20 protein-coding genes are annotated in these 24,270 nt (G+C 71.8%); 9 read left to right on the top strand and 11 right to left on the bottom strand.

All coding sequences use genetic code 11. From position 1 onward, the window contains the following. Positions 1–82 precede the first annotated feature (82 nt). From KIS93_RS29980 to KIS93_RS29960, 5 genes are read right to left on the bottom strand one after another with little or no spacing between them, the layout of a single operon-like run. Positions 83–1,711, bottom strand: a complete 1,629-nt coding sequence (locus tag KIS93_RS29980) for a sialidase family protein (RefSeq protein ID WP_080044491.1) — start codon at positions 1,709–1,711, stop codon at positions 83–85. A 14-nt stretch (positions 1,712–1,725) separates the two neighbouring features. Further along, on the bottom strand, positions 1,726–3,738 hold the full coding sequence (locus KIS93_RS29975; protein WP_222107660.1) for a glycoside hydrolase family 2 protein: 2,013 nt from the start codon (positions 3,736–3,738) through the stop codon (positions 1,726–1,728). Between the two features lie 23 nt (positions 3,739–3,761). After that, positions 3,762–4,604 carry a carbohydrate ABC transporter permease gene (locus KIS93_RS29970; protein ID WP_080044493.1) on the bottom strand — a complete coding sequence of 281 codons (843 nt, stop codon included), beginning with the start codon at positions 4,602–4,604 and terminating at the stop codon, positions 3,762–3,764. Further along, positions 4,601–5,473, bottom strand: a complete 873-nt coding sequence (locus KIS93_RS29965) for a carbohydrate ABC transporter permease (RefSeq protein ID WP_080044494.1) — start codon at positions 5,471–5,473, stop codon at positions 4,601–4,603. Before KIS93_RS29965 ends, KIS93_RS29970 begins: the two co-directional genes overlap by 4 nt. Continuing rightward, on the bottom strand, positions 5,470–6,840 hold the full coding sequence (locus KIS93_RS29960; protein WP_080044495.1) for an ABC transporter substrate-binding protein: 1,371 nt from the start codon (positions 6,838–6,840) through the stop codon (positions 5,470–5,472). Before KIS93_RS29960 ends, KIS93_RS29965 begins: the two co-directional genes overlap by 4 nt. A gap of 137 nt (positions 6,841–6,977) precedes the next feature. On the opposite strand from KIS93_RS29960, the gene KIS93_RS29955 reads away from it, so the two are divergent. Together KIS93_RS29955 and KIS93_RS29950 are read left to right on the top strand one after the other, a co-directional pair. Then, positions 6,978–7,994 carry a LacI family DNA-binding transcriptional regulator gene (locus tag KIS93_RS29955; protein ID WP_080044496.1) on the top strand — a complete coding sequence of 339 codons (1,017 nt, stop codon included), beginning with the start codon at positions 6,978–6,980 and terminating at the stop codon, positions 7,992–7,994. Positions 7,995–8,118: 124 nt separating this feature from the next. Then, the gene (locus KIS93_RS29950) at positions 8,119–8,796 is read left to right on the top strand and encodes a hypothetical protein (protein ID WP_230465734.1); all 678 of its coding nucleotides are present in this window, start codon (positions 8,119–8,121) and stop codon (positions 8,794–8,796) included. On the opposite strand, the gene KIS93_RS29945 is transcribed toward KIS93_RS29950, so the two are convergent. Together KIS93_RS29945 and KIS93_RS29940 are read right to left on the bottom strand one after the other, a co-directional pair. After that, complete coding sequence (locus KIS93_RS29945; RefSeq protein ID WP_080044498.1) at positions 8,776–9,525, bottom strand: hypothetical protein; 750 nt, start codon at positions 9,523–9,525, stop codon at positions 8,776–8,778. The genes KIS93_RS29950 and KIS93_RS29945 overlap by 21 nt on opposite strands. 12 nt (positions 9,526–9,537) lie before the next feature. Then, entirely contained in the window at positions 9,538–10,287 is a 750-nt protein-coding gene (locus KIS93_RS29940) for a sulfite exporter TauE/SafE family protein (protein WP_080044499.1), read from the bottom strand. 151 nt (positions 10,288–10,438) lie between these two features. Between KIS93_RS29940 and KIS93_RS29935 the strand changes: the two genes are divergently transcribed. Beyond that, positions 10,439–12,748: a M28 family peptidase gene (locus KIS93_RS29935; RefSeq protein ID WP_080044500.1), complete on the top strand. Its 2,310-nt coding sequence runs from the start codon at positions 10,439–10,441 to the stop codon at positions 12,746–12,748. Here the strand turns inward: KIS93_RS29935 and KIS93_RS29930 are convergent. Both KIS93_RS29930 and KIS93_RS29925 read right to left on the bottom strand, forming a co-directional pair. Then, positions 12,726–14,207, bottom strand: coding sequence for a long-chain-fatty-acid--CoA ligase (locus tag KIS93_RS29930; RefSeq protein WP_080044501.1), 1,482 nt, complete (start codon positions 14,205–14,207; stop codon positions 12,726–12,728). The two genes, KIS93_RS29935 and KIS93_RS29930, sit on opposite strands and share 23 nt — an antisense overlap. Further along, positions 14,194–15,537 (bottom strand): PucR family transcriptional regulator, encoded by a 1,344-nt coding sequence (locus KIS93_RS29925; protein WP_080047422.1) that lies wholly within the window; start codon positions 15,535–15,537, stop codon positions 14,194–14,196. The genes KIS93_RS29930 and KIS93_RS29925 overlap by 14 nt, the downstream gene beginning before the upstream one ends. A gap of 178 nt (positions 15,538–15,715) precedes the next feature. Between KIS93_RS29925 and KIS93_RS29920 the strand changes: the two genes are divergently transcribed. Genes KIS93_RS29920 through KIS93_RS29900 form a run of 5 tightly spaced genes read left to right on the top strand, consistent with a single transcriptional unit; the run spans position 15,716 to position 20,351 of the window. Continuing rightward, positions 15,716–16,474 carry an ABC transporter ATP-binding protein gene (locus tag KIS93_RS29920; RefSeq protein WP_080044502.1) on the top strand — a complete coding sequence of 253 codons (759 nt, stop codon included), beginning with the start codon at positions 15,716–15,718 and terminating at the stop codon, positions 16,472–16,474. Then, positions 16,471–17,187, top strand: coding sequence for an ABC transporter ATP-binding protein (locus KIS93_RS29915; RefSeq protein ID WP_080044503.1), 717 nt, complete (start codon positions 16,471–16,473; stop codon positions 17,185–17,187). The genes KIS93_RS29920 and KIS93_RS29915 overlap by 4 nt, the downstream gene beginning before the upstream one ends. Positions 17,188–17,191: 4 nt before the next feature. Continuing rightward, entirely contained in the window at positions 17,192–18,073 is an 882-nt protein-coding gene (locus KIS93_RS29910) for a branched-chain amino acid ABC transporter permease (protein ID WP_080044504.1), read from the top strand. Next, complete coding sequence (locus KIS93_RS29905) at positions 18,070–19,065, top strand: branched-chain amino acid ABC transporter permease (RefSeq protein ID WP_080044505.1); 996 nt, start codon at positions 18,070–18,072, stop codon at positions 19,063–19,065. Before KIS93_RS29910 ends, KIS93_RS29905 begins: the two co-directional genes overlap by 4 nt. Before the next feature lie 5 nt (positions 19,066–19,070). Continuing rightward, entirely contained in the window at positions 19,071–20,351 is a 1,281-nt protein-coding gene (locus tag KIS93_RS29900; protein WP_080044506.1) for an ABC transporter substrate-binding protein, read from the top strand. 4 nt (positions 20,352–20,355) lie between these two features. Here KIS93_RS29900 and KIS93_RS29895 read toward each other — a convergent pair whose 3' ends face one another. Both KIS93_RS29895 and KIS93_RS29890 read right to left on the bottom strand, forming a co-directional pair. Continuing rightward, positions 20,356–21,309 carry an NAD-dependent epimerase/dehydratase family protein gene (locus KIS93_RS29895; RefSeq protein WP_080044507.1) on the bottom strand — a complete coding sequence of 318 codons (954 nt, stop codon included), beginning with the start codon at positions 21,307–21,309 and terminating at the stop codon, positions 20,356–20,358. A gap of 45 nt (positions 21,310–21,354) precedes the next feature. Continuing rightward, on the bottom strand, positions 21,355–22,839 hold the full coding sequence (locus KIS93_RS29890) for an FAD-dependent monooxygenase (protein ID WP_230465735.1): 1,485 nt from the start codon (positions 22,837–22,839) through the stop codon (positions 21,355–21,357). A 219-nt stretch (positions 22,840–23,058) separates the two neighbouring features. Here KIS93_RS29890 and KIS93_RS29885 point away from each other — a divergent pair, with 219 nt between their 5' ends. Further along, positions 23,059–24,255 carry a cytochrome P450 gene (locus KIS93_RS29885; RefSeq protein WP_080044509.1) on the top strand — a complete coding sequence of 399 codons (1,197 nt, stop codon included), beginning with the start codon at positions 23,059–23,061 and terminating at the stop codon, positions 24,253–24,255. Positions 24,256–24,270: the final 15 nt, after the last annotated feature.

Here is a 24,270-nt window from a genome sequence, read left to right as displayed (position 1 = left end):
CGATATGCTCGCCACGCCCCCGGCGCACGTCAATGCGTCACGCCCTGAAAGGGCCTCTGACCTGCGACGACGCGTGAAAGTTTCACATCGTCCACTGCTGCGGGAACAGTCCGTTGCAGTCGTAGATCTGCAGCTTGGTGCCGTTGGCCGTGGCGCCCTCCGGGGCGTCGAGGCAGCGGCCCGACTGCGGGTTGAACAGGGAGCCGTCCGAGCGGTGCACCCACTTCTGGGCGCCGCTGCCGTTGCACTCCCACAGCTGCACCTTGGTGTGGTTGGCGGTGCCCTGCGCGTCCACGTCCAGGCACTTGCCGAACGCGCGCAGGCTGCCCTCCGGGTGCGTGGACCAGCGCTGGCCGGTGGCGACGCCGCAGTCCCAGAGCTGGGCGGCGTTGCCGTTGGCGTTGGTGTTGGTGTCGACGTCCAGGCACTTGCCGCCGGGCCCGACGACCTGCACGGCCGGCGACGGCAGCGTGCCGAGGCCGTACCTGACCTGGCACTGGTTGCCCGTCAGGTGGGTGGCGGTCAGGTAGAGGAAGCCGGTGCCGTTCGCCGACGGCACGATGGGCGAGCTGTAGCCGGGGCAGGACGGCTCGCCGGGGTTGTAGCCGCCGGTGGGCGCGGTGAGCACGGGCGCCTCGATCTCGGTCCACGCGCCGGCGCCGAGGTTGGTGTTGGCGAACAGCACCTGGCCGGACTCGCCCAGCACGGTCTTGTTGCCGGTCGGCCCGGCCACGACGCGCTGGCCGGACAGCAGCAGCGTGCCGTTGGCGCCGCCGCCGGGCAGCCACGTGACGTACGGGGTGTGCAGCAGCTCCCGCTGGTCGGCGGTGCGCACGAGCGTGCCGGCCCCCGAGCCCCAGCTCAGGCCGTCGGAGCTGGTCTTGATGTAGACCTCGCACGCGTGGTCGGCGTCCGTGGCGTCCCTGCACAGCTCGTACGCCATCAGGAACGTGCCGTTCGGCAGCCCCGTCACGATCGACATGCCCGGCCGGGCCAGGTTGTCGCTCGGGAAGGCGACGTCCTGCGTCATCGTCGAGCTCCAGGTCTGGCCGCCGTTCGTGGAGGTGTAGTGGCCGATGACCTGGTTGTTGGTGGCGCTGTTCGCGGGCCGCTCGTCGGAGATGAAGCAGGCCAGCGTGTTGTTGGGGGCGAGCAGGAACCACGGCTCCCAGATGCCGTGCCCGATCGTGTCGGGCAGGCCGCTGGTCTGCGTGCAGTTCGACAGGTACGTCCACGTCACGCCGTGGTCGGTGCTCTTGAACACCTCGACCTTCTGCGCCGTGTAGTCGCCCTCCACCCAGGCGGTCCCGGCGGCCAGGATGTCGCCCTGGTTGAGGCCGTTCGCGGTGCGCGGCACCTCGTACAGGACGGGCGCGCCGATCCCCCAGCCCGGGGTGTGGGAGGTGATGGTGGAGATCGGGCTCGCCGTCCAGGTGCGGCCGCCGTCGGTGCTGCGGTAGATCGGGAACGAGGCGGGCGCGTTGTGGCCGCGTCTGGCGAACGTGGCCAGCATCGTCTCGTTCGCCGAGCCGTCGTGGTCGAGCCGGACCGCCCTCGGGTAGCTGGCGTCACCCTGGGGGAACGCGGTCAGGTTCGGGGAGTAGAGCACCTGGCCGGCGGGCGCCGCGGAGGCGGGTCCGGCCAGGGCTCCCAGGCTGGTGGCGATCAGGGCTAACGCGGTCAGAAGCCGCGCGGGGGATGTGAGTCGCACGTGCTGATCTCTCCTTAGCGGTCGTCCCCGATGACGGGGCCGGTGTGGGTGTCCACGTCCAGGGCGGAGCGGGCGATGACGGCGCCGTCGCTGACCAGCGCCACGTGCAGGCGCCCGCTGGTCCAGCCGGCCGGCAGCTCGGCGCGCACCTCGGCGGCGCCGCTGAGCAGGAACGGCTTGGCCTCGATCCACGGGCCGTCGGCGTCGAAGGCGGCGGGGGCGGCGCCGAAGACGGGGGTCCAGGCGGTGCGCAGGTGGCCGTTGACCGGCTCGGTGCCGTGGTGCGAGACGCGCACGGGCACGCTCACCTCGCGCGAGTCGCTGAGCAGGTCACGGCCGGGCGCGACGGGCACCACGTCGAGCACGAGCGTGGTCGTGGCGTTGACGTCGGCCGGGTTCACGCCGGCCAGGTCCTTGGGGCGGCGCTCGAAGTCGAGCAGGCCGGCCATCTCGTGCTCGATGTCGTACAGCTCGGTGTAGACGTAGCCGGCCACGCGGTCGTGGCGGCGCAGCTCCTGGGTCTGCCAGCGCAGCTGCCAGCCCCGCTCGACGGAGGTGAAGCCGGTGCCGTACTCGCTGTTGAGGTTCGGCAGGCCGCGCAGCGGCTGGTCGGGGTGGCCGGCGAGCTTCTTGCGGACGACGAAGTCGGGGCCGAGCTTGACGGGGAAGTCGTCCTGCTCGCCGTTCAGCAGCGCGGCGACGGTCCTGCCCCAGGAGGCGGCGGACTCGTCGTAGTAGTGCCAGTCGAGCAGGTCCGTCTTGACGTGCGTCCAGCCGGAGTTGTCGACGGCGGGCCGGCTCGCGTCGAGCGCCTTGAGCAGGTCGTACGCCTGCGCGGTCGCCCGCTGCTTGGCCGGGTCGCCGGGAATGTCCCAGTCGAGGCCCCATTCCTCGTTGTAGAGGCCCCAGATGATGATCGCGGGGGAGTTGCCGTCCCGCTCGACCATGGGCGCGATCTGCTCCTCGAACGCCGCCACCGAGTCGGCGGAGAAGCGGCCGGTCGCGGCCGGCTCGGCCCAGACCAGCATGCCGAGCACGTCGGCGTGGTGGACGAAGCGCGGGTCCTCCAGCTTGAGGTGCTTGCGCACCAGGTTGTAGCCGGCGGCGGCGGCCAGCTCGATGTCGCGGCGCAGCGCGGCGTCGTCGGGCGGGGTGATGCCGGTGCGCGGCCAGTAGCCCTGGTCGAGCACGCCGCGCACGAACAGGCGGCGGCCGTTGAGATACAGGTCCTCGCCGATCACCTCGATGCGGCGCAGCCCGGTGTAGGCGGCGACGGTGTCGGTGCCGTCGGCCGAGGTCAGCGTGGCGTCCACGTAGTAGAGGTGCGGGTCTTCGGGGGACCACAGGCGTGGCTCGGCCACCGGGAGCACGGCCTCGGCCCGGCCGTCCACGACGGGCACCTCGACGCTCACGTCCGTGCCGCGCAGCGCCAGCGTGAGCGTGGCGTCGGTGTCTCCGGAGACGCGGGCCTCGACCTCGATGGCGTCCAGCGCCTGCGACGGCCGCAGCTTCAGGCCGGCGACATACGTCGCCGGCCTGGCCTCCAGCCAGACGCTCTGCCAGATGCCCGACGAGGGCGTGAAGCAGACGCCGTCGAAGTCGTCGCGCGGGACGCTGCGCTGCTTGCCGTGCGCAATCTCGCGCTTGTCCAGCGGCGCGGAGACCCGGACGACGACCTCCTGCTCGCCCTCCTTGAGCGCGTCGGTGATGTCGGCCTCGAACGGCGTGTAACCGCCCCGGTGGCTGACCACCTCCACGCCGTTCACCCACACGGTGGCCTCGTGGTGCACGGCGCCGAACTGCAGCACCACCCGCTGCCCCGCCCATCCGTCGGGCACCGTGAACGTGCGGCGGTACCAGGCCAGGGGCAGCCAGTGCGCCTCGATGCCCGACGCCGGGGTCTCCCAGGCGAAGGGCACGGTGATGGTCCGGGTGTAGTCGCGCTCGGTGTCGGCCCGGAAGTCCCAGTCGCCGTTCAGGCTGGCCCAGGCGTGTGACCGGTCGAAATGCGGCCGGGGGTACTCCATGGTGCTCTCTTTCATGATCCGGGTCAGCCCTTGACGCTGCCCGCGAGGATTCCGTTGATGAAGTGGCGCTGCAGCAGGACGAAGATCACCAGCAGCGGCAGCATGGCGATGCTGCCGGCGGCCAGCAGCTCGCCCCACACGGTGGCGAAGTCGGCGCCGATGCGGTTGCCGGTGACGTTCTGCGCCAGCGTGGCCAGCACCACCTGGAGCGTCTGGTGCTCGGTGTCGTTGACGGCGACGACCGGCCAGACGAAGTCGTTGTAGATGTTCATCGTGGTCAGCACGGCCAGCGCGGCCAGGCCGGGCCGGATCACCGGCAGCACGACCTTGTAGAAGATGCCGAACTCGCCGGCGCCGTCCACCCGCCCCGCGTCGATCAGCTCGTTCGGGATGGCGGCGATCGTCTGCCGCATCCAGAAGATGCTGAACGCGTCCACGCTGCCCGGCAGGATCAGCGCCTGGTAGGTGTTCACCCAGCCCAGCGCGCTCATCTCCAGCAGCAGCGGGATGATCAGCACCAGCGTCGGCAGCATCAGCGTCAGCAGCACGACGCCGAAGAGCACGTTCTTGAACGGGAAGTCGTACTTCGCGAAGGCGTAGCCGGCCAGCGGGCAGAAGACCATCGTCATCCCGCCCTTGACCAGCAGCACCAGCGCCGTGTTCAGGAACCCGGTGCCGATCGGCACGTCGGCGAACATCGCCCGGTAGTTGTCCAGCGTCAGCTCGCCGATCGACAGCGGGCTGGCGATGATCTCGGCCGCCGGTTTGAGCGAGGAGCTGACCGCCCACCAGATCGGGTACAGGAACACGATCGCGAGCAGCGTCAGCAGCACGTACTGGCCGATGCCCGGCCGGTTGCGGCTCATGAGACCTCGTCCTTCGGGCGCAGCATCCTGACCGACACCAGCGACAGGCCGAAGACCAGCAGGACCAGCAGGAACGAGTTCGCGGCGCCGGTGCCCAGGTCGGAGGCGTTGATGTGGTCGTACAGGTAGAGCCCCGCGGTGGTGGTGGAGCCGTACGGGCCGCCCTCGGTGACCACGCGCGGCTCGGTGAACATCTGGAAGACCGCCAGCGTCTGGATGACCACGAGGAAGGCCATGCTGCGGCGCACCAGCGGCACGGTGATCGACCAGAACTGCCGCCAGCGGGAGGCGCCGTCGAGTGACGCGGCCTCGTACACGCCGCCGGGGACCGCCTGCAGCCCCGCGAGCAGGATGATGATCGCGAACCCGGTGGTCTTCCACAGGAACAGCAGCGCCAGCGTCGGCTTCGACCACGCCGTGGACGTCAGCCACGCCACGTCGGGCAGGCCCACCAGGTTGAGCAGGTAGTTGACCAGGCCGTAGTCCTGGTCGAACACCACGATCCACACCTGCGCCATCGCCACCAGCGGCGTCACGAACGGCACGATGAACGCCACCCGGAAGAAGCCGCGCAGCCGCAACTTGGCGTTGGCCAGCAGCACCGCGCCGCCCAGCCCGGCGACGATCTGCAGCGGCACGATCAGCAGCCACATGACGGCGCTGTTGCCGAGCGACGACCAGAACTCCGGGCTGGTCAGCAGGTACAGGTAGTTGTCGAAGCCGACCCAGCGGGCCTGGCTCCCGCCCCGCCAGCGCATGAAGCTGAGCTGCAGGGCGTAGATCAGCGGGTAGAGCCCGAACGCGCCGAAGACGGCGAAGAACGGGGCGATGAACAGGTACGGCGTCAGCCGGACGGAACGCAGCCTCATGAGCGGTCGATCAGGTTCTTCTGAATCTTCTCGGCCGAGTCGCTGATCACTTGGTCAGGGGACATCTTGCCTTCCATCAGGCGTTGCATGTTGTTGCCGAGGTAGTCGACCGACTGCGCCCACCACCACGGGATCGGCGCGGCGGCGGGGATGCTCGCCCCGGCCTCGACGGCGACCTTCCACAGGTCCTGGCCGCCGAGCGCGTCGATCGGCTTGAACAGCGGCTTGGCCGGGTCGGCCGCCGGGGTGTAGCTGGGGATGGAGGTGGACAGGCCGCCGGGGTAGACGTCGTTGGGGCCGTACACGGCGGTGTAGCCGGGCTCTTTGAAGCACAGGAACTCGTACAGCAGCCAGGCCAGCTCCGGGTTCTTGGCCTTGGCGGGGATGATGAAGCTGCTGCCGCCCATCGCGCCGCTGCGCGCGCCGCCCGGCGTCCACGCCGGCAGCGGCGCCGCCCGCCACTTGCCCTTGGTGTTCTTGAGGAGCTGCTGCGGCGCGAACGACCACCAGATCGCCCATGGCACGAACACCTGCTGGCCGTTGTCGAGCGTGTTGACGTCGGTCTGCTCCAGGTAGGGGGCGTGGGTGACGAGGTCGTCCTTGACCGCGCCCTGGATCCAGGCGAAGATCCGCCGGTACTCCTCGGAGTCGAGCCGCAGCTTGCCCTGGGCGTCGGTGAGGCTCGTGCCCTGCTGGTTCGCCAGCATCTCCAGCCAGAGCTGGCTGAGGAACGGCGTCTTCTCCAGGTGGATGGGCTTGGTCTTCGGGTCCTTCTCCTTGATCGTCCGCGCGGCTTTGAGCAGGTCGTCGTACGTGGCGAGGGTCGCCGGGTCGATGCCCGCCTTGTCGAGGACGTCCTCGCGGTACCAGAGCAGGCCCGGATCCAGGTCCCACGGGACGCCGTAGATCTTGCCGTCCACGGTGTTGACCGACAGCTTGTACGCCGACGTCCGGTCCTTGTAGGGCGCGATGAGGTCGGTCAGGTCGAAGAGGTGCTCGGCCTGCCCGCCGATCTTGGCGTCGTCCCAGAAGCTGCCGTCGGGCACGTCGGTGCCGCTGATCAGCGTGTTGGCCAGCTTGGCGTCGATGTCCACGGCCTGGTGGTTGACCTTGACGTTCGGGTACGCCTCGCGGAACTTGGCGATCGCCGCGTCGAACACCTTGAACAGGTCCCCCGACCGGTTCCAGATCGTGATCTCGCCCTTGGCCGACGACGCGGACGCGGCCGGCGCGGCCAGCTTGCTCGGCTGCGCGCCGGTGCCGCCCGGCGCCGCGCACGCGGCGGCCAGCGAGCCGGTGGCGGCGAGCGCGCCGACACCGAGGGCTCCCTTGAGGAAGCCGCGGCGGCCAATGGGTGATGTAGTCATCTTCGACTCCTCGCCGGACGGGGGAAGGCGTTGTGAAGGCTCTGCAACGATGCAGACATAATGCATACTCGTCTGCAACGATGCAAGACCAGGTTTAGGATCTTCCCAAGAACGGCAGCCGGAGGTATAGGAGACGCATGGCCGGTCCAACCCTGCGCGACGTCGCGAAACTGGCGAACGTGTCCATCCGAACGGTGTCGAACGTCGTCAACGGATACGCGCCGGTCTCCGACGAGCTGCGCGCCCGGGTGCAGGTGGCGCTCGACGAGCTCGACTACCGCCCCAACCTCATCGCCCGCAACCTCAAGCAGGGCCGCACCGGGATGATCGCCTTCGTGGTGCCCGAGCTGGACGTGCCGTACTTCGCCGAGCTGGCCCGCGAGGTGATCAAGGCCGCCCGCGCCCACGGCTACGTCGTCATGATCGACCAGACCGACGGCGACGGCGACAAGGAACGCGAGCTGCTCGGGCGCGACTCGCGGGCCACCATGTTCGACGGCCTGCTGCTCAGCCCCCTGTCCGTCTCCGCCGAAGAGCTGCGCGAGCGCGGCAACCGCGTCCCGATCGTGCTGCTCGGCGAGCACATCTACAACGGCAGCTTCCCCCACGTCGCCATGGACAATGTCGCCGCCGCCCGCGACGCCACCGCCCACCTGCTGCAGCTCGGCCGCCGCCGCGTCGCCGCCATCGGCGACCAGCCGTACGCGACCGGCGAGACCGCCCAGCTCCGCACCGCCGGCTACCGGCAGGCGCACGCCCGCGCCGGGCTGGAGGTGCACGACGAGCTGATCGTGCCCACCGCCCACTTCCACCGGCGGCTGGGCGCCGAGGCCATGGAGCGGCTGCTGGCCCTGCCCGAGCCGCCCGACGCCGTCTTCTGCTACAACGACCTGCTCGCCCTCGGCGCGATCAGGGCCCTGACCAGGGCCGGTCGCCGCGTCCCCGACGACGTGGCCGTGGTCGGGGTCGACGACATCGAGGAGGGTCAGTACAGCACGCCCAGCCTGACCACGGTCGCCCCCGACAAGGGGGAGATCGCCCGGCGGGCGGTGGACACGCTGATGGAGTCGATCAGGGGCGAGCTCGGCCCGCCACCCGAGATCGTGGTGCCGCACCGGCTGATCGTCAGGGAGAGCACCGCCGGCGAGGAGTAGCACGGGCCGGGGTTGTGGGCCGGGGTTGTGGGCCGGGGTAGTGCGGGCACTACCTGAAGCCCTCGTTCCCACGCCCGTGTGCGGGCGGCCTGGCGCGGCTTGGATGGCCGGTATGAATCACGAAATGCCAGGGCGCTGGGTCGAGGGCGCCGGACTGCTGCTGGGCCCGCTGCTGCTCGCCGCCGGAGTCCTCACCCGTCTGGGAGAGGACGACTTCTTCCCCGGCCAGCTCGCCGCCTACGCCGCCGACCCCACCCGGATGGCCTGGTCCTACGCCCTGTACGCGGCCGGCACCGTGCTCCTGTGGCCTGCGGTGACCGCCCTGGGCCGCCGGATCGGGCCCACGGGGTGGGCGCGGTGGGGCGTCACGCTGGTCGTGCTCGGCCTGTTCGGGCGCGTGTTCCACGCCGGGATCAGCCACCTGGCGTTCCAGCTCGTGGACGTCCTCGGCCTGGAGGCCGCGCAGCGGGCCGTGGAGGGCACGTACGGCGCCTTCCACGTCTTCAAGGCCACCAACGTGTGCATCATGGGCGGCTGGATCGTCCTCGCCGTCGCCGCCTACCGGGCCAGGGCGCTGAGCCTGGTGCGGTGCGTGGCGCTGGGCCTGGCGGCGGGGCTGCCGCTGGGCGTGCTCAAGGGCAGCACCGACCCGTTCGCGCTGGCCGCCATCGCCGGGTTGATCGTCGCGCTGGTGCCCCTGGGCGTCACGGTGCTCCGGGAAGGGCCGGCGCCACGGTGGTGGGCGGTGGGGCTGGCGGTCGCGTTCGTGCCCGTCGCCTTCCTACTGGGCCTGTCGGGGTAGGCGCGAGCACAGCGCCAGCAAACCCGCGACCAGGTACGGCCAGTTGACCAGGGCCAAGGTGCTGGAGCAGCCGTGTCCCGCACCCGACAGGAACCAGGCGACCGGCATGTAAAGAGCGGGCACCAGCAGCACCAGGCCGAGGAACGGCGCGGCTCGGTGCCCGGCCAGCACGGCGCCGATCGTGGCCACGCCGACCCAGTAGTACTGGGCGTGCGCGATGTCGAGGCGCATCTCCGCCAGCGCCCAGTCTCCCGTCAGGTCCGCCCAGCAGATGAGATCCACGCCGGCGACGCTCCTGGCGAGGGTCGTGCCGAGCGCCAGGAGCACGACCGCGCTCCAGACGGCCGCCTGCCGCTTGGGCAGCGGCGGCCCCGGGCGGGACAGCAGCAAGGCGACGAGGGAGACAGCCGCGCAGACCGCCGGCAGCCACCGGCCCGTGGGTGCGCCGCAGGGCCAGGCGTAGGGGACGGCGAAGGTCAGCGCGTTGGCCGCCAGCGTCACCGCCGCGGCGACCGCGCCGGCCTTCGGCAGCCACCTCGGCGCCCAAAGGGCCAGGAGCGCCAGCACGACCGGCAGCAGCGCCGTCGCGTATCCGGCGGTGCCCCAGACCGCGACCGCCAGCGGCGTCGGCTGCACCACCTCATAGGCGAACCAGCCGCACTCCACGAGCATGAAGGCGGATAAGAAACTCGGCGCGGTGGCCGCCAGGATGGCCACGAAACGGAGCATCGGCGGAGCCTCTCAGTCGGTGAGGAGCTTCACGATAGCGATCACGCCGATGCAGACGATCACCCCGCGCAACACCGGCGCGGGCAGCCTGCGCCCCACCCGCGCCCCGAGGAAGCCCCCCGCCATCGACCCCATCGCGACCAGCAGCACCGCCGTCCAGTCCACGTCGGCGACGAGCGCGTACAGGATGGCGGCCGTGCCGTTGACCAGGACGACCAGCACGTTCTTGGCCGCGTTGACGCGTTGCAGCTCCTCGTCGATGAGGATGCCCATCAGGCCGATGAGCAGGATGCCCTGCCCGGCGCCGAAGTAGCCGCCGTAGGCGCCGGCCGCCAGCGCGCCCAGCCAGAGCCAGGGGCCGCCGTGCGCCCGCTTGGGCCGGTCGGCGAGGGCACGGCTGAGCCGGGGCTGGATCACGACCAGGGTGCAGGACATCGCGATGAGCACGACCACGACCGCCGTGAACGTGCTCTCCGGCAGGTTGAGCAGCAGCAGCCCGCCGGCCAGCGCGCCGGCCACGGACGCGGGGGCGAGCCGGAGCAGCCGGCCGCGCTGGCCGGTCAGCTCCTCGCGGTACCCGGCGACGCCGGTCAGCCCGCCGGGGACCAGGCCGATGTTGTTGGAGACGTTCGCGGTGATCGGCGGCAGGCCCACCGCGAGCAGCGTGGGGAACGTGATCAGCGATCCGGACCCGACGACAGTGTTGATGGCCCCGCCCGCCACGCCGGCCGCGAGCACCGCGACCATCTCCCAAGGTGTCATGGTGTGCGACTCTAGAGCATGTCTTAACCAGTAAGACAAATCGTACCGCTATGTGAGAAGACCACTCCGGCGGACCTGCGGAAAACCACAGCCCGATCCGGGCACGCGCATCATTCCGGCGACCCAGGCCCGAAACCTAGCGTTCCTGGTCATGAAGGAGAAGTTGTTCGACGTTCCCCGCCGCGTCCTGGCCGGGGTCGCGGCGCTGCTGGCGCTGGCCGCCGTGGTCGTGCTGACCGCCATGTCCGGCAGCACGATGCAGCCGCTGCCCGCCTCGGCGCCGGCCGGGGAGTTCAGCGCGGAGCGGGCCTTGAAGCATCTGGAGGCGTTCGCCACCCGGCCCCGGCCGATCGGCAGCCAGGCGAGCGCGCAGGCCAGGGACTACCTGGTGGAGCGGATGCGCGCGGCCGGGCTGGAGGTGCGGGTGCAGCGGGCCGTGGGGGCGAACCCGTCGACGGGGCTGGCGTCGTTCGGGCAGGTGGACAACGTGGTGGCCACCCGGCGCGGCACCGACCCGACGGGCACGGTGGTGATCGCCGCCCACTACGACTCCGCCGCCATGGGCCCCGGCACCTCGGACGACGCGGCGGCCGTGGCGTCGATGCTGGAGACCGTACGGGCGCTGGGCGACGCGAGGCTACGCAACGACCTGGTGTTCCTCATGACGGACGGCGAGGAGGACGGCGTGCTCGGCGCCGAGGCGTTCGTCAGGGAGCACCCGCTCGGGAGGAAGGGCGGCGTGCTGCTGAACTGGGAGGCGCGCGGGGTCAGCGGGCCGTCGCTGATGTTCGAGACGTCGCCGGGCAACGCCGGGCTGGTCGGGACGTTCGCCGACGCCGTGCCCTTCCCGAGGGGCGACTCGATGATGGTCGAGCTCTACCGGCTGCTGCCGAACAACACCGACTTCACGCCGATGACCAAGGCGGGGTTCAGGGGGATGAACTTCGCCTACATCCAGGAGTCCTCGCGCTACCACACCGCCGACGACTCCCTCGCGCACCTGAACCGGGGCAGCCTCCAGCACCACGGCACGAACATGCTCGCCCTGGCCCGCACGCTCGGCGCGGCCGACCTGCCGGCGCTGGACGCCGATCACGACGTCACCTACTTCCGGCTCTTCGGCGTCCTGCTCACCTACCCGAACGGGCTGGTGTGGCCGCTGGCCGGGCTCGCGGTCGCCGCGGTGGCCGGGCTGGCGTTCGTGGCGTGGCGGCGGCGGCTGGCCGGACCGGGGCGGATGGCGGTCGGCGCGATCTCGGGGGTCGTGCCGGTCGCGGCGGCGGCGCTGCTCGCGCAGGGCTTGTGGGAGGTGCTGGTCGCGATGCGGCCCGACTACTACGGCATGGGCGGGCTGCTGCACCGGCCCGACGTGTTCCGCCTGGCCGTCGCGGTGCTGGCCGGGCTGGCGGTGCTCGGCTGGTACCTCCCGCTGCGGCGCCGGCTCGGCCCGGCGGCGCTGGCCATCGGGGCGCTGGCCTGGCCGGCGCTGCTCGGCGTGGTGTGCGCGCAGGTCGCGCCGGGCGCCTCGTTCATGTTCGCGCTGCCGGCCCTGTTCGCGGCGCTCGGCGGCCTGGCCGCGCTGCTCCTGCGCCGTCCTGCCCTGAGGGTGGCCGCGCTGACGGCGGGGCTGGTCGTGGGGGCGGCGCTGCTGCCCGGGCTGGCGTTGACGGCGTTCGACGGGATGGGGCTGGCGCTCGGCGGGGCGAGCGCGGCGGTGCTGGCGTTGTTCGGGCTGGTCGCGCTGCCGGCCGTCGAGCTGTGGCTGCCCGAGCCGCACAGGCCGCTCGCCCGTCCGGTCGCGTTCGGGGTGCCGCTGGTGGCCGCCGCGCTGGCGGTGGCGCTGGTGCCCGCCGGGCTGGCGGTGGACGCGTTCGACGCGGCCCACCCGAGGCGGACGCACCTGGCGTACGTGATGGACGCCGAGACCCGGCAGGCGGGCTGGGTCAGCGCGGACCTCGCCCCGTCCGAGTGGACGAGACGGTACGTCTCCGGCCGCGACACCTCGTCCCTGCCGCCCGGCTACGCCCGCGGCGCCCTGTGGACCGGCCCCGCGCCGGCGGTGGACCTCGACGGGCCGCGCGTCACCGTGCTGCGTCAGGACGGCGGCACGTACCGGCTGCGGGTCACCGCCGGGAGGGGTGCGCGTTCGCTCACCCTGCGCGTCGAGCGGCCGGTCGTCGAGGCCACCGCGAAGGCCGACGGGATGCGGGCGGTGACCGTGCCCGTGACCGGCACCCGGGCCAACACGTGGCCGGGCGAGGTGCGCTTCCGCGGCATCCCGGCGGGCGGCGCGGAGATCACGCTGAAGGTCGTGGGCACGGGCGAGCTGCGGGTGACGGCGATCGGCGAGCGGGACGGGTTCGCCTCCGTGCCCGGGTTCGCGCCGATGCCGGCGGGGCTGGTGGCCGCCACCCGCGAGGACGGCGGCCTGGTCGCGATCACCCGTACGTACCGGCTCTGAGCCGGGGCAGGGCCCGCTTGAGTATCTTGCCGGTGGGGCTCATCGGCAGCTCGTCCACGAACGACACGTGACGGGGATACTTGTACGCGGCCACCCGCTCCCGTACGAAGTCGCGCAGCTCCTCGCAGGTCACGGGGGCGCGCAGGGCGACCACGGCCTCGATCTCCTCGCCCAGCCCGGGGTGCGGCACGCCGAACACGGCCGCCTGCCGCACCGCCGGGTGCTCGTAGAGCACCTCCTCGACCTCGCGCGGGTAGACGGTGTAGCCGCCGCGGATGATCACGTCGCGGCGGCGGTCGACGAGGAAGAAGTAGCCGTCGCCGTCCACCCGCCCGAGGTCGCCGGTGTGGAACCAGCCGTCGCGGATCACCTCGGCGGTGGCGGCGGGGTCGTTCCAGTAGCCCTTCATGACGTTGGGGCCGCGCACCACGATCTCGCCGATCTCGCCGGCGGGCAGCTCGCGGCCGTCGTCGCCGACGATCTTCATCTCGACGCCCCTGATGGGCCAGCCGATGGAGCCGGCCCTGCGGTGGGCGCCGCCCCGGTTGGTGGCGGCGACGGGGGAGGTCTCGCTGAGGCCGTACCCCTCGACGATCTCGCAGCCGAAGCGGGTCTCGTAGGCCCGCAGCACGTCCAGCGGCAGCGCGGCCCCGCCGGAGGCGCAGACCCGCAGCATCGACATGTCGGAGGCACCGGGGTGGTCGAGCAGCGCGATGAACATGGTGGGCACGCCCTGGAAGACGGTCACCCCGTCGCGCCTGATGACCTCCAGGGCGCGGCCGGGGTCGAAGCGGCCGAGCAGGGTCAGCCGGGCGCCGGCGTGCACGGTCGCGTTGAGCGAGCAGGTCTGGCCGAAGGTGTGGTAGAGCGGCAGCGCGCCGAGCACCACGTCGTCCACGCCGAGCGCGTGCATGCGGGCCACGGTGGCGGCGTTGCCGCCCAGGTTCGCGTGGGTGAGCTCGATGCCCTTGGGCCGGCCCGTGGTGCCGGAGGTGTAGTGGATGACGGCGGTGTCGTCGTGCTCCATGTCGGCGACCTCGTGCTCGGCCGCGACGCCGCGCAGCAGCCGCCTGAACTCGCCCGGCACCACGAAGAAGCAGTCGGTGCCGGCCGCGCCGGCCTCGGCCGTCTCGGCGAACGCGTGCCAGGCGATGAGCAGCCGGGCCCGGCAGTCGCCCAGGTAGGCGGCGATCTCGCGGCGTTTCAGCAGCGGGTCCAGCGGGACCACCACGGCCCCGGCCCGCAGCACCCCGTAGTAGACGACGCCGAACTCCGGCACGTTCGGCAACATGATCGCGACCCGGTCGCCGGGGCCGATCCCCCTGCACCGCAGCAGGCCCGCCAGGCGGGCGCTCAGCTCGTCGAGGGTGCCGTAGGTGAGCTGCGCCTCGTCCAGCGTGAGAACCGCTCTGCCGCCGAGCCGGGCAGCGGCGGTGTGGAGCCGGTCAGCGAGGTTCATGGAAAGACCGTACGTCCGATCTCCCACGGCTCTCATTGGTCGCGGCGGCCAGTCTTTCCCGCCCGGCATTGGTCGGGAGGGCGTCCTGGAGGGCGATCGCGACGAGCAGCTCCACCAGATCGTTGATCGAGCGCAGGCTGCGCCCGGTGCGCTCCTGGATGCGGCGCATGCGGTACTGGGCGGTGTTCGGGTGGATCTGCAGGCGTTCGGCGGCGGTGCGCAGGTTCAGGTCGGCGGCGGCGAACGCCCTGATCGTGGCCGTCAGCACGCCGCCGCGCGCCCGGTCCTCCGACAGCAGCGCGGTGATGCGCGGGTCCACCAGGTTGCGGGCGGTGTCATCGGCCTTGAGCGCCAGGTACTGGAAGGGCGTGATCCTGGGCAGCGCGGCCACGCCGCCCTCCTCGGGCACGAAGTCCAGCACGGCCCTGGCCTCCTGGTAGGCCTGCGGGATCTGCGCGGCGCCGGTGCAGACGGTGCTGACGCCCATGGCCAGCCGCACCCCCTCGACGGCCAGGCTCTCCACCACGCCCTGCAGCCGGTCGCACAGCTCCTCGGGCCCGGTGCCGGGGCCGAGCACGGGGACGGCCACGATCTCCGAGCGGCGCACGACCGACAGCGTACGGGTGCCGTTCCCGGCGATCCTGGCGATGGCCGCGCACGCGGAGTGCCGGGCGTCCTCGGGGTCGGCGGCGCTGCCGGCCAGCACGGCGGTCACGACGAGCAGCGGCGCGCGCACGTCGGGGCCGAGGCCGTGCGCCTGCGCGGCGGCCACCTCCCTGCCGCGCGTCGGCAGGCACCCGGACAGCAGCGTCTCCAGCAGGTCGCGGGTCTCGCGCACCGCCTCCGCCGCCGCGTACTGCTGGAACTCCATGTAGGCGTTGGCGGCGTGCGTGCTGGCGAAGTCGCAGTACCGCATGAGTGGCGTGGCCAGCGACAGCGCCGCCTCGCGCCCCGCGTACGTGGGCCCGGCCCGCGCGACCACGGCCTCCCAGAACACCTGCTGCCCGACCCGGAAGGCGTTGATGTAGTCGGCCAGCGCCACGCCCGCCCTGGCCCGGCGCATGGCGGCGCGGCGGGTGAAGGAGATGTCCTCCAGCGTCACCGTGCGCTCCTCCAGGAGCACGCCGAGCTTGGCGCGGTAGTGCTTGACCACCTGGTCCCGCACGTCGGCGTGGAAGGCCGGCCCCATGGCGTCGTAGGCGGGGATCTCCTCCCGCATGGTCGTGACCGCGACGTCGGCCAGCTCCCGCACGTCACCGAGCAACCCGGACAGGATGCGCGTGCGTTCCGCGCGTACGGCGGCTTCCACGGTGCTCGAACCAGTGGACATGCCGGGATGATCCATGGCCGGTGCCTCACGGTCAACGGGTTGTGACCGTGATGAGACCCAGCCTGTGCTCAGAGGACAACTCGCCGCGGACATCTTGGGTCACCGTGCCCAATGCGGCCCCTGACGAGCGGATCCTACGCTGAGCCCACCATCAGAACATTGTTCTCCAGGAGGCCGGATGCTGGAGGTGCACGATCTTACCGTTCGCTTCGGCGGCATCACCGCGCTGGACGGCGTGGGGTTCGGGGTGGCGGGCGGCGAGATGGTGGGGCTCATCGGGCCGAACGGCGCCGGCAAGACCACCCTGTTCAACTGCCTCACCCGGCGCTGCACGCCGCAGTCCGGGTCGATCACGTACGAGGGCAGGGACCTGGTCGCCGCGGCGCCGCACGCCATCGCGGGCCTCGGCATCGCCAGGACCTTCCAGAACCTGGGCCTGTTCCCCCGCCTGTCCGTCCGCGACAACGTGCTGGTCGGCGCGCACCACAGGGGCCGCGCCGGCTTCTTCTCCGCCGGGCTGCGGCTGCCGGGGGTGCGCCGCGAGGAACGCGCGCTGCGCGCCGACGCCGACGCCGTGCTGGAGCGGCTGGGGCTGGCCGGGGTGGCCGCGCATCCGGCGACGGGCCTGCCGTTCGGCACGCTGAAGCGGGTCGAGCTGGCCCGCGCGCTCGTCGCCCGCCCCCGGCTGCTGCTCCTCGACGAGCCGGTGAACGGGCTGAACGCGGCGGAGGTGGCGGAGTTCGCGGGCACGCTGGAGTCCGTCCGCGCCGAGTACGGGCTGACGGTCGTCGTGGTCGAGCACCACATGGGGTTCGTCATGGGCATCTGCGAGCGCATCGTCTGCCTCGACTTCGGCCGCAAGATCGCCGAAGGCCCGCCCGAGGAGGTCCAGCGCGACCCGGCCGTCATCGAGGCGTACCTTGGGACGGCGGCATGAGCACCGACTTGGTGGTGTCGGACCTGGTGGCCGGCTACGGCGACGCCCAGGTGCTGCACGGCGTCAGCTTCACCGTGCGGGAGGGCGAGGTCTGCGCCATCCTCGGCCCCAACGGCGCCGGCAAGACCACGCTGCTGCGCGCCCTGTCCGGCATGGTCAAGGCGCGCGGCACGATCACGCTCGGCGGCGCCGCCCTGACCGGCCGCCCGCCCGACGCCGTCGCCCGGCTCGGCGTCGCCCACGTGCCCGAGGGGCGCGGCACGTTCATGCCGCTGACCGTCGAGGAGAACCTCCGGCTCGGCGCGTACGTGCGGCGCGGCCCCTCCGTCGAGGAGGACCTCGAACGCGTCCACCAGTACTTCCCGGTGCTGAAGAAGCGGCTCAAGCAGGCCGCGGGCAGCCTCAGCGGCGGCGAGCAGCAGATGCTGGCCCTCGGCCGGGCCCTCATGCTGCGCCCCCGGCTGCTGCTGCTCGACGAGCCGTCGCTGGGCCTGGCCCCGCTCGTCACCCGGGAGCTGTTCCGCATCGTCAGGACCATCAACGAAGAGGAGCGGACCACCGTGGTCGTCGTCGAGCAGAACGCCCACCTCGCCCTGGGCATCGCCCAGCAGGCGCACGTCCTGGAGACCGGGCGGATCGTGCTGTCGGGCACGGCCGCGCAGATCCAGGCCGACGAGCAGGTCGCGCAGTCCTACCTCGGGTACCGGGTGTAGCGCGATGGCCGGATTCGTGCAGCAGGTCGTCGAGGGGCTCGGCGCGGGCGCCATCTACGCCAGCCTGGCGCTGGCCCTGGTGCTGATCTACCAGTTCACCGGCATCGTCAACTTCGCCCAGGGCGAGCTGGCCATGTTCTCCACCTACATCGCCTGGCAGTGCGTGGCCGCCGGCATGCCGTTCTGGCTGGCGCTGGTCGTGACGCTGGCCGTGTCGTTCGCCGGCGGCATGCTCATCGAACGGGTGATCATCCGGCCGGTCGAGGGGGCGCCGGAGCTGACCATCGTCATCGTCACCGTCGGGCTGTTCATCTTCGTCAACGCCGCCGCCGGCTGGATCTGGACGTTCCTCATCAAGGACTTCCCGAACCCGTTCCCCGGCGGCGCCCTGGAGGCCGCCGGGATCAGCGTCAGCTTCTCCACGCTCGGCGTGCTCGGCGTGGTCGCGCTGGTCATGGGCCTGCTGTACGTGCTGTTCCAGTACACCAGGATCGGCCTCGGCATGCGGGCCGTGGCCACGAACCCCGCCTCCGCCCGCCTGGTCGGCATCCGCGTCGGCCGCACGCTCGCGCTCGGCTGGGGCCTGGCCGCCACCGTGGGCGCCGTGTCCGGGGTGCTGGTGGCGCCGCTGCTGTTCCTGGAGCCGAACATGATGGGCGGCGTCCTCATCTACGCCTTCGCCGCCGCCACCCTCGGCGGCTTCGACAGCCCGCTCGGGGCCGTCACCGGCGGGCTGATCGTCGGCGTCGCCGAGACGCTCGCCGGGGCCTACGTCGGCTTCATCGGCTCCGACCTCAAGGTGGGGGTGCCCCTCGTGATCATCCTCGGCGTGCTGCTGCTGCGCCCCCAAGGGCTCTTCGGACGGGCGGCGGTGGAGCGGGCATGAGCACGACGAAAGTGCAGGCCAAGCCGGTCGCCGTGGAGCGGCGCAGGAGGTTCGACCGGCGCTGGGCGGGGCTCGCCCTGCTGCTCGCCGCCGCGATCTACGCGCCCTTCCAGCTCGTCCCCTTCCACGTCTTCCAGCTCACGATGGTGCTGGTGTACGCGGTGGCGCTGCTCGGGCTCAACCTCCTCGTCGGGCACGCCGGGCAGATCTCGCTCGGCCACGGCGCCTTCTTCGCCGTCGGCGCCTACGCGGCGGCCGTCCTCATGGACCGGTGGGCGCTGCCGTACCCGCTGACGCTGCCGCTCGCGGCGGCGGTGGCGTTCGTGCTCGGCCTCGCGCTCGGCGTGCCCGCCATGCGGCTGCGCGGCCTGTACCTCGCGCTCGTGACGCTCGCCATCGCGATCTTCCTCGTGCCGCTGCTCAAGCGGTTCGAGGAGCTGACCGGCGGGTCCATGGGGCTGACGCTGGCCAAGCCGCAGCCGCCCGCGTGGAGCGGGCTGGCCGAGGACCAGTGGCTGTACTTCCTCACGCTGGCCATCGCCGTCGCCTCCTTCCTGCTGGCCGCCTCGCTGCTGCGCTCCCGGGTGGGGCGGGCCCTGCACGCCGTCCGGGACAACGAGACGGCGGCCGAGGTCATGGGGGTGCGGCTGTCGTTCTACAAGACGCTCGCGTTCGCCTGGAGCGCCATGTTCGCCGGCGCGGCGGGGTGCGTCTACACGTGGGTGATCGGGTTCGTCTCGCCGGACTCGTTCACCGTGAACCTGTCGATCACCCTGCTGGCCGGCCTGGTCGTCGGCGGCCTCGGCTCGTTGTCCGGGCCCGTGCTCGGCGGGTTGTTCGTGATGTTCGTGCCGAGCATCTCTCAGGACGTCAACGACGCGGCGCCCGGCGTCATCTTCGGCCTGCTGATCATCGCGGTGATGTACGTGGCCCCCACGGGGCTGGCCGGTCTGGCCGGGCGCCTGATCAAGAAGATTCCCCGGAAGGAGTAAGAGGGATGCGAGTTCCTGCGATCGGCTGTGCCGCGCTGTTACTGCTCGCCGTCGCCGCCTGCGGAGGGCGCGACGCGGCCACCGGCGGCGGCACCGGGGGCACGGCGGCGGCCGGCGGCCAGTGCGCCGGGCAACAGACCACCGGCATCACCGACAAGACCATCAAACTGGGCGGCATCTACCCGCTGTCCGGCCCCGCCTCCGCCTACGGCGACATCCCCAAGGGCATCAAGGCGTACTTCGACTACGTCAACGCCGAGAAGGGCGGCATCGGCGGGCGCAAGGTCGAGTTCGTCGTCCGCGACGACGGCTACCAGCCGCCCAAGGCCGTCGAGGAGGCCCGCAGGCTCGTCGAGCAGGAGCAGGTCTTCGCCCTGTTCCAGACGCTCGGCACCCCCTCCACCGCCGCCACCTGGGACTACACCAACCAGCGCAAGGTGCCGCAGGTCTTCGTCGCCACCGGCGCCTCCATCTGGGGCACCGACACCGCCCACCCGTGGACGATCGGCTGGCAGCCCAACTACATCTCCGAGGCCCGCGTCTACGCCGCGTACCTGAAGAAGGAGAAGCCCGAGGCCAAGGTCGCCGTCCTCTACCAGAACGACGACTTCGGCAAGGACCTGCTCGGCGGGTTCAAGCGGGCGCTCGAAGGCACGAAGGTACAGGTCGTGGCCGAGCAGAGCTACGAGGTCTCCGACCCCAGCATCGACCCGCAGATGCGCAACCTCGCCGAGTCGAAGGCCGACGTCCTCCTCAACGTCACCACCCCCAAGTTCGGCTCGCAGGCCCTGGCCGCCGACGCCAAGAACACCAAGTGGAACCCGCTGCACATCGTCAACAACGTCGCCGCCTCGATCACCGTTCTCAAGCCCGTCGGGTTCGAGAACGTGCAGGGCGTCGTGTCCGCCACCTACTACAAGGACCCGAACGACCCCACCTGGGCCAACGACCCCGAGATGCAGCTCTACAAGCAGAAGATGCAGCAGTACGCGCCCGGGGCCGACGCCAACGTGCCGTACCACACCTTCGGCTGGGCGGCGGCCAGCAGCTTCCACAAGGCCATGGAGGCGGCCGCCTGCCCGACCCGCGAGGGGCTGCGCGACTCCGTGCGCAACCTCAAGGGTGTGAAGGTGGACATGCTGCTGCCCGGGGTCACGCTCGACACCGCGCAGGGCGACGGGTTCCCGATCGAGTCGATGCAGCTCATGCGGTTCAAGGGGCAGCGGTGGGAGCTGTTCGGGGACGTGATCGACACCCGCAAGGAGTTCGGCCCGCTGGGCGGCTGACGCGTCAGGGCTTGATCGTTCCGGCCCGCACCAGCCAGTCGACCGCCTCGGAGACGGCCTCCAGCGAGGTGTACCGGGGCCGGTGCCCCAGCAGCCGCTCCGCCTTCTCCATGCTGCAGTGCGGGCTGTGCAGGATGTGATCGTAGGTGAGCTGGGCGTCGAACTCCGACACCGTGCCCCGCCACTCCTCCCACGGCAGGAACGTTAGCCGCGCCTGCCTGCCGAACCACCCCGCCACCGCCTCGGCGAACCCGCGCAACGTCAGGGCGGTGGCGGCGACCGAGTGGAAGCTCTCCCCGACGGCCGCCGACCGGCTCGCCATGGCGTCCACGAACAGCCGCGCCACGTCGTCGGCGTGCACGTGCTGCACGGTCTCCATGCCCAGGTTGGGCAGCGCGACCTCGCTGCCCTCGGCGAGCTTCTGGAACACCTCCGGGTTCACGTTCCCGGCCGGGTTCACCGGCACCCACCCCGGCCCCGTGATGTGCCCCGGATGGATGATCGTCACCGGGAACCCGTCGCGCTGCGCCCGGTCGAGCAGGTGGGCCTCGATGGCCGCCTTCTGGATGCCGTACTCGCCGAACGGCGCCCGGCGCGCGGTCTCGGTCGTCGGCACCTGCGCGCTCGGCCCGTGCACCCAGATCGTCCCGCAGTGCAGGAAGTGCCGCACCCGCCCGGCGAGCGCGTCGGCGATCTTGCGGGCGCTGTCCTCCTTGAAGCAGATGAGGTCGATGACCACCTCACCGTCCAGCTCGGCGATCCGCCGCCCGAAGCTCCCGTCGGCCTCCTCGGCCTCCCGGTCGGCGACGACCGTGGTGACCTGCTGCCAGGCGCCGTGGGGCGTGTACGGCTCCCGCTTCCCCCGGCTCACGTTGATCACCTCGTGCCCGGCGCCGACGAGGCGCGGGATGAGGTACGTACCGATATGTCCACTGCCACCGATGACTACGACCCGCATGGAAGCAGCGTAGACCTCCCCGCTCGGCGCCCGCGCCCGGCAGGGTCAGCGCGGGTGGCCGAGCGCCATCCGCACGGCGCCCGACGGGTCGCCGCCGCGCCACGCCACGTGCTGGTCGGGCCGGACCAGCGCCAGCGGCTCGCCCGGCAGGTCGACCACCCGCAGCGGCACCCCCAGCTCCGCCGCCTCCGCCACCACCACGGCCGCCCCGGGCGAGCGCTGGTCACCGACGAGGCTGAACGCGGGGCCCAGCCGGTCGTACAGGGACTCGCCGGGCGCCAGCCACCGGTGCGGCAGCCGCTCCCCGGCGCCGGAGGAGACGATCGAGGAGCCGGCGTAGGTGTAGCCCAGCACCAGGTCCAGGCTGTGGAACTCGCTGTCCTTGGTGCGCAGCACCGCCTCCGCCACCGCCGGCCGCACCTTCTCGAACTCGGCGTCGTCGCCCATCAGCGCCGGGTCGGCCAGCTCGGGGGCGAGGGTGGCCATGTTCCTGGCGGCCTCCTCGATGGTGTCGGCGGCGACGGGGCGGCGCTCGCTCTCGTACGTGGCCAGCAGGCTCGCGGGCGCCCACCCGTGCAGCACGGCGGCCAGCTTCCAGCCGATGTTGACCGCGTCGCCTATGCCCGTGTTGAATCCGTGACCTCCGTAGGGCGGGTTCTGGTGGGCGGCGTCGCCGGCCAGGAAGACCCGGTCGGTGGCGTAGCGGTCGGCGAGCAGCATCCGCGCCGTCCACGGGTCGGTGGCCAGGATCTCCACGTCGATGTCGGCGCCCGCGAGGTTCCTGACCAGTTGGACGGGGTCGGCGTCCTCGGCGCGCACACCCTGGGCGATGCACCACCAGGTGTCCTTCAGGTCGAGGCGGCCGAGCATGCCGGGCTGGGCCGGGTTCAGCACCCAGTAGTGCACGGCGGGCCCGTGCGGCATGCGCTCGGCCAGGCCGGGGGCGCGGAAGACGACGTTGAAGTTGGGGCGGGCGTCCTGGCGGCCCTCGTACTTGGCGCCGATGGCGGCCCTGGTGACGCTGCGCGGGCCGTCGCAGCCGACGACGTACTGGGCGCGGACCTCGCGCTCCTCGTCGCCGGAGGTGATCCGGACGGTCACCCCGTCGGCGTCCTCCTGGAGGCCGGCCACCTGCCAGCCGGTCAGCAGCGCGTCGCCGACGGCCTCCCGCAGCACCTCCTCCACCAGCGGCTGCGGCACCTGCTGGCCCGGCTCGGCCGCCAGGTCGGAGCCGACCAGGTCGAGGCCGAAGCAGCCGCCGATGCGGGTGATCTCCCGCCCGAGCAGCCCCGTGACGAACACCGCCTCGTCCGACCACGACACCGCCAGCGGCGCGCGCGACCGCAGCGTCTCCGCCAGCCCCCACCTGCGCAGCAGCTCCATCGAGCGGGCCGAGGTGGTCTTCGCGCGCGGGCGCAGCCACGACACCGTCTCCCGCGGCTCCACCACCAGGCACCGCACGCCGTGATGGGCCAGCTCCACGGCCGTCGCCAGGCCCACGGGCCCGCCTCCGGCGATCAGTACGGGCACGGCGTCAGGAACTTGCCTTACCGAATTCATGGAACAGGTATATTCCTGGCGCCGTTCGCCCACCGTCAAGCAGGCCCCGTGCGTACGCGGGCGGCCCGGTGATCGCGATGCGGACATCGCCATGGTACGAGCTGGCAACGATTGATGATCTCACCTGGTGGACGGTCGCCCGGCTCAGTACGGTGCTACCAAAAATTGACGATCTCCCAGGGGTTGCATATGAGCGAGACCTCGACGATGCCGTTGCACATGCGGCGGGTGGAGTTCCATCCGGCACCGGAGCTGGCGGCCGCGCGGGACCAGGATCGGGTCAAACGGGTCATGACGGCGTTCGGCACCGAAGCCTGGCTGGTGACCCGCTACGCCGACGTGCGCGAGGTCCTCGGCGACGCCGATCGGTTCAAGATCGCCCCGACGAACATCGCGCGGCTGCCCGGAGCGCCGCCCATGACCGAGGAGCAGCTCGCCAAGGTACGCGCGGGCAACCTGCTGGGCGTGGACCCGCCCGAGCACACGCGGCTGCGCCGGATGCTCACGCCGGAGTTCACCATCCGCCGCATCAACCGGCTGGAGCCGCGCATCCGGCGCATCGTCGAGGACCACCTGGACGCGCTCGAGGCCGCGGGGGCACCCGCCGACCTGGTGCCGGCGTTCGCGCTGCCGATCCCGTCGCTGGTGATCTGCGAGCTGCTCGGCGTCCCGTACGAGGACCGCGAGACCTTCCAGCAGCGCACCGCGAAGATGCTCGACATGACGTTGCCGGGCGAGCAGCGGATGATGCTGCAGTTCGAGCAGCGGGCGTACATGGAGAGCCTGATCGCCCGCATCCAGGCCGACCCGGGCGAGGAGCTGCTCGGCATGCTCGTGCGCGAGCACGGCGACGACCTGTCCACCGACGAGCTCGTCGGGATCGGCGGGCTGCTGCTGTTCGCCGGGCACGAGACCACCTCCAACATGCTCTCCCTCGGCACGCTCGCCCTGCTGCGCCACCCCGAGCAGCTCGACCTGCTGCGCAAGGAGCCGGAGCGGATCGACGCCGCCGTCGAGGAGCTGCTGCGCTGGCTCAGCATCGTCAACTCCGGCACCACCAAGGTCGCCACCCGCGACACCGAGATCGGCGGCCAGCAGATCAAGGAAGGGGAGCAGGTGCTCGTCACCCTGCCCGCCGCCAACCGCGACCCGTCCTTCCTGCCCGACGCCGACTCGTTCGACATCGGCCGCGGCGCCCCCGGCCACCTCGCCTTCGGCCACGGCGTCCACCACTGCCTGGGCGCCCCGCTGGCCCGCATGGAGCTGCGCATTGCCTTCCCCGCCCTGCTCAAGCGCTTCCCCGGCCTGCGCGTCGCGGACGCCGAGCCGCGCTTCCGCTCCTCCTCCGTCGTGTACGGGCTCAGCTCCCTGGAGGTGACCTGGTAGCCCCTGGGAAAATGT

It is taken from the genome of [Actinomadura] parvosata subsp. kistnae (genome assembly GCF_900323885.1).
GTDB classification, from domain to species: Bacteria; Actinomycetota; Actinomycetes; order Streptosporangiales; family Streptosporangiaceae; genus Nonomuraea; species Nonomuraea composti.
This window is presented reverse-complemented; position numbering and strand designations above follow the sequence as displayed.

Coding starts and splice junctions, on each gene's coding strand:
- KIS93_RS29965 (WP_080044494.1), bottom strand. CDS start 5,473: ATGAGGCTGCGTTCCGTCCGGCTGACGCCGTACCTGTTCATCGCCCCG.
- KIS93_RS29885 (WP_080044509.1), top strand. CDS start 23,059: ATGAGCGAGACCTCGACGATGCCGTTGCACATGCGGCGGGTGGAGTTC.
- KIS93_RS29925 (WP_080047422.1), bottom strand. CDS start 15,537: ATGTCCACTGGTTCGAGCACCGTGGAAGCCGCCGTACGCGCGGAACGC.
- KIS93_RS29975 (WP_222107660.1), bottom strand. CDS start 3,738: ATGGAGTACCCCCGGCCGCATTTCGACCGGTCACACGCCTGGGCCAGC.
- KIS93_RS29920 (WP_080044502.1), top strand. CDS start 15,716: ATGCTGGAGGTGCACGATCTTACCGTTCGCTTCGGCGGCATCACCGCG.
- KIS93_RS29940 (WP_080044499.1), bottom strand. CDS start 10,287: ATGACACCTTGGGAGATGGTCGCGGTGCTCGCGGCCGGCGTGGCGGGC.
- KIS93_RS29895 (WP_080044507.1), bottom strand. CDS start 21,309: ATGCGGGTCGTAGTCATCGGTGGCAGTGGACATATCGGTACGTACCTC.
- KIS93_RS29950 (WP_230465734.1), top strand. CDS start 8,119: ATGCCAGGGCGCTGGGTCGAGGGCGCCGGACTGCTGCTGGGCCCGCTG.
- KIS93_RS29905 (WP_080044505.1), top strand. CDS start 18,070: ATGAGCACGACGAAAGTGCAGGCCAAGCCGGTCGCCGTGGAGCGGCGC.
- KIS93_RS29970 (WP_080044493.1), bottom strand. CDS start 4,604: ATGAGCCGCAACCGGCCGGGCATCGGCCAGTACGTGCTGCTGACGCTG.
- KIS93_RS29945 (WP_080044498.1), bottom strand. CDS start 9,525: ATGCTCCGTTTCGTGGCCATCCTGGCGGCCACCGCGCCGAGTTTCTTA.
- KIS93_RS29900 (WP_080044506.1), top strand. CDS start 19,071: ATGCGAGTTCCTGCGATCGGCTGTGCCGCGCTGTTACTGCTCGCCGTC.
- KIS93_RS29960 (WP_080044495.1), bottom strand. CDS start 6,840: ATGACTACATCACCCATTGGCCGCCGCGGCTTCCTCAAGGGAGCCCTC.
- KIS93_RS29915 (WP_080044503.1), top strand. CDS start 16,471: ATGAGCACCGACTTGGTGGTGTCGGACCTGGTGGCCGGCTACGGCGAC.
- KIS93_RS29930 (WP_080044501.1), bottom strand. CDS start 14,207: ATGAACCTCGCTGACCGGCTCCACACCGCCGCTGCCCGGCTCGGCGGC.
- KIS93_RS29910 (WP_080044504.1), top strand. CDS start 17,192: ATGGCCGGATTCGTGCAGCAGGTCGTCGAGGGGCTCGGCGCGGGCGCC.
- KIS93_RS29955 (WP_080044496.1), top strand. CDS start 6,978: ATGGCCGGTCCAACCCTGCGCGACGTCGCGAAACTGGCGAACGTGTCC.
- KIS93_RS29935 (WP_080044500.1), top strand. CDS start 10,439: ATGAAGGAGAAGTTGTTCGACGTTCCCCGCCGCGTCCTGGCCGGGGTC.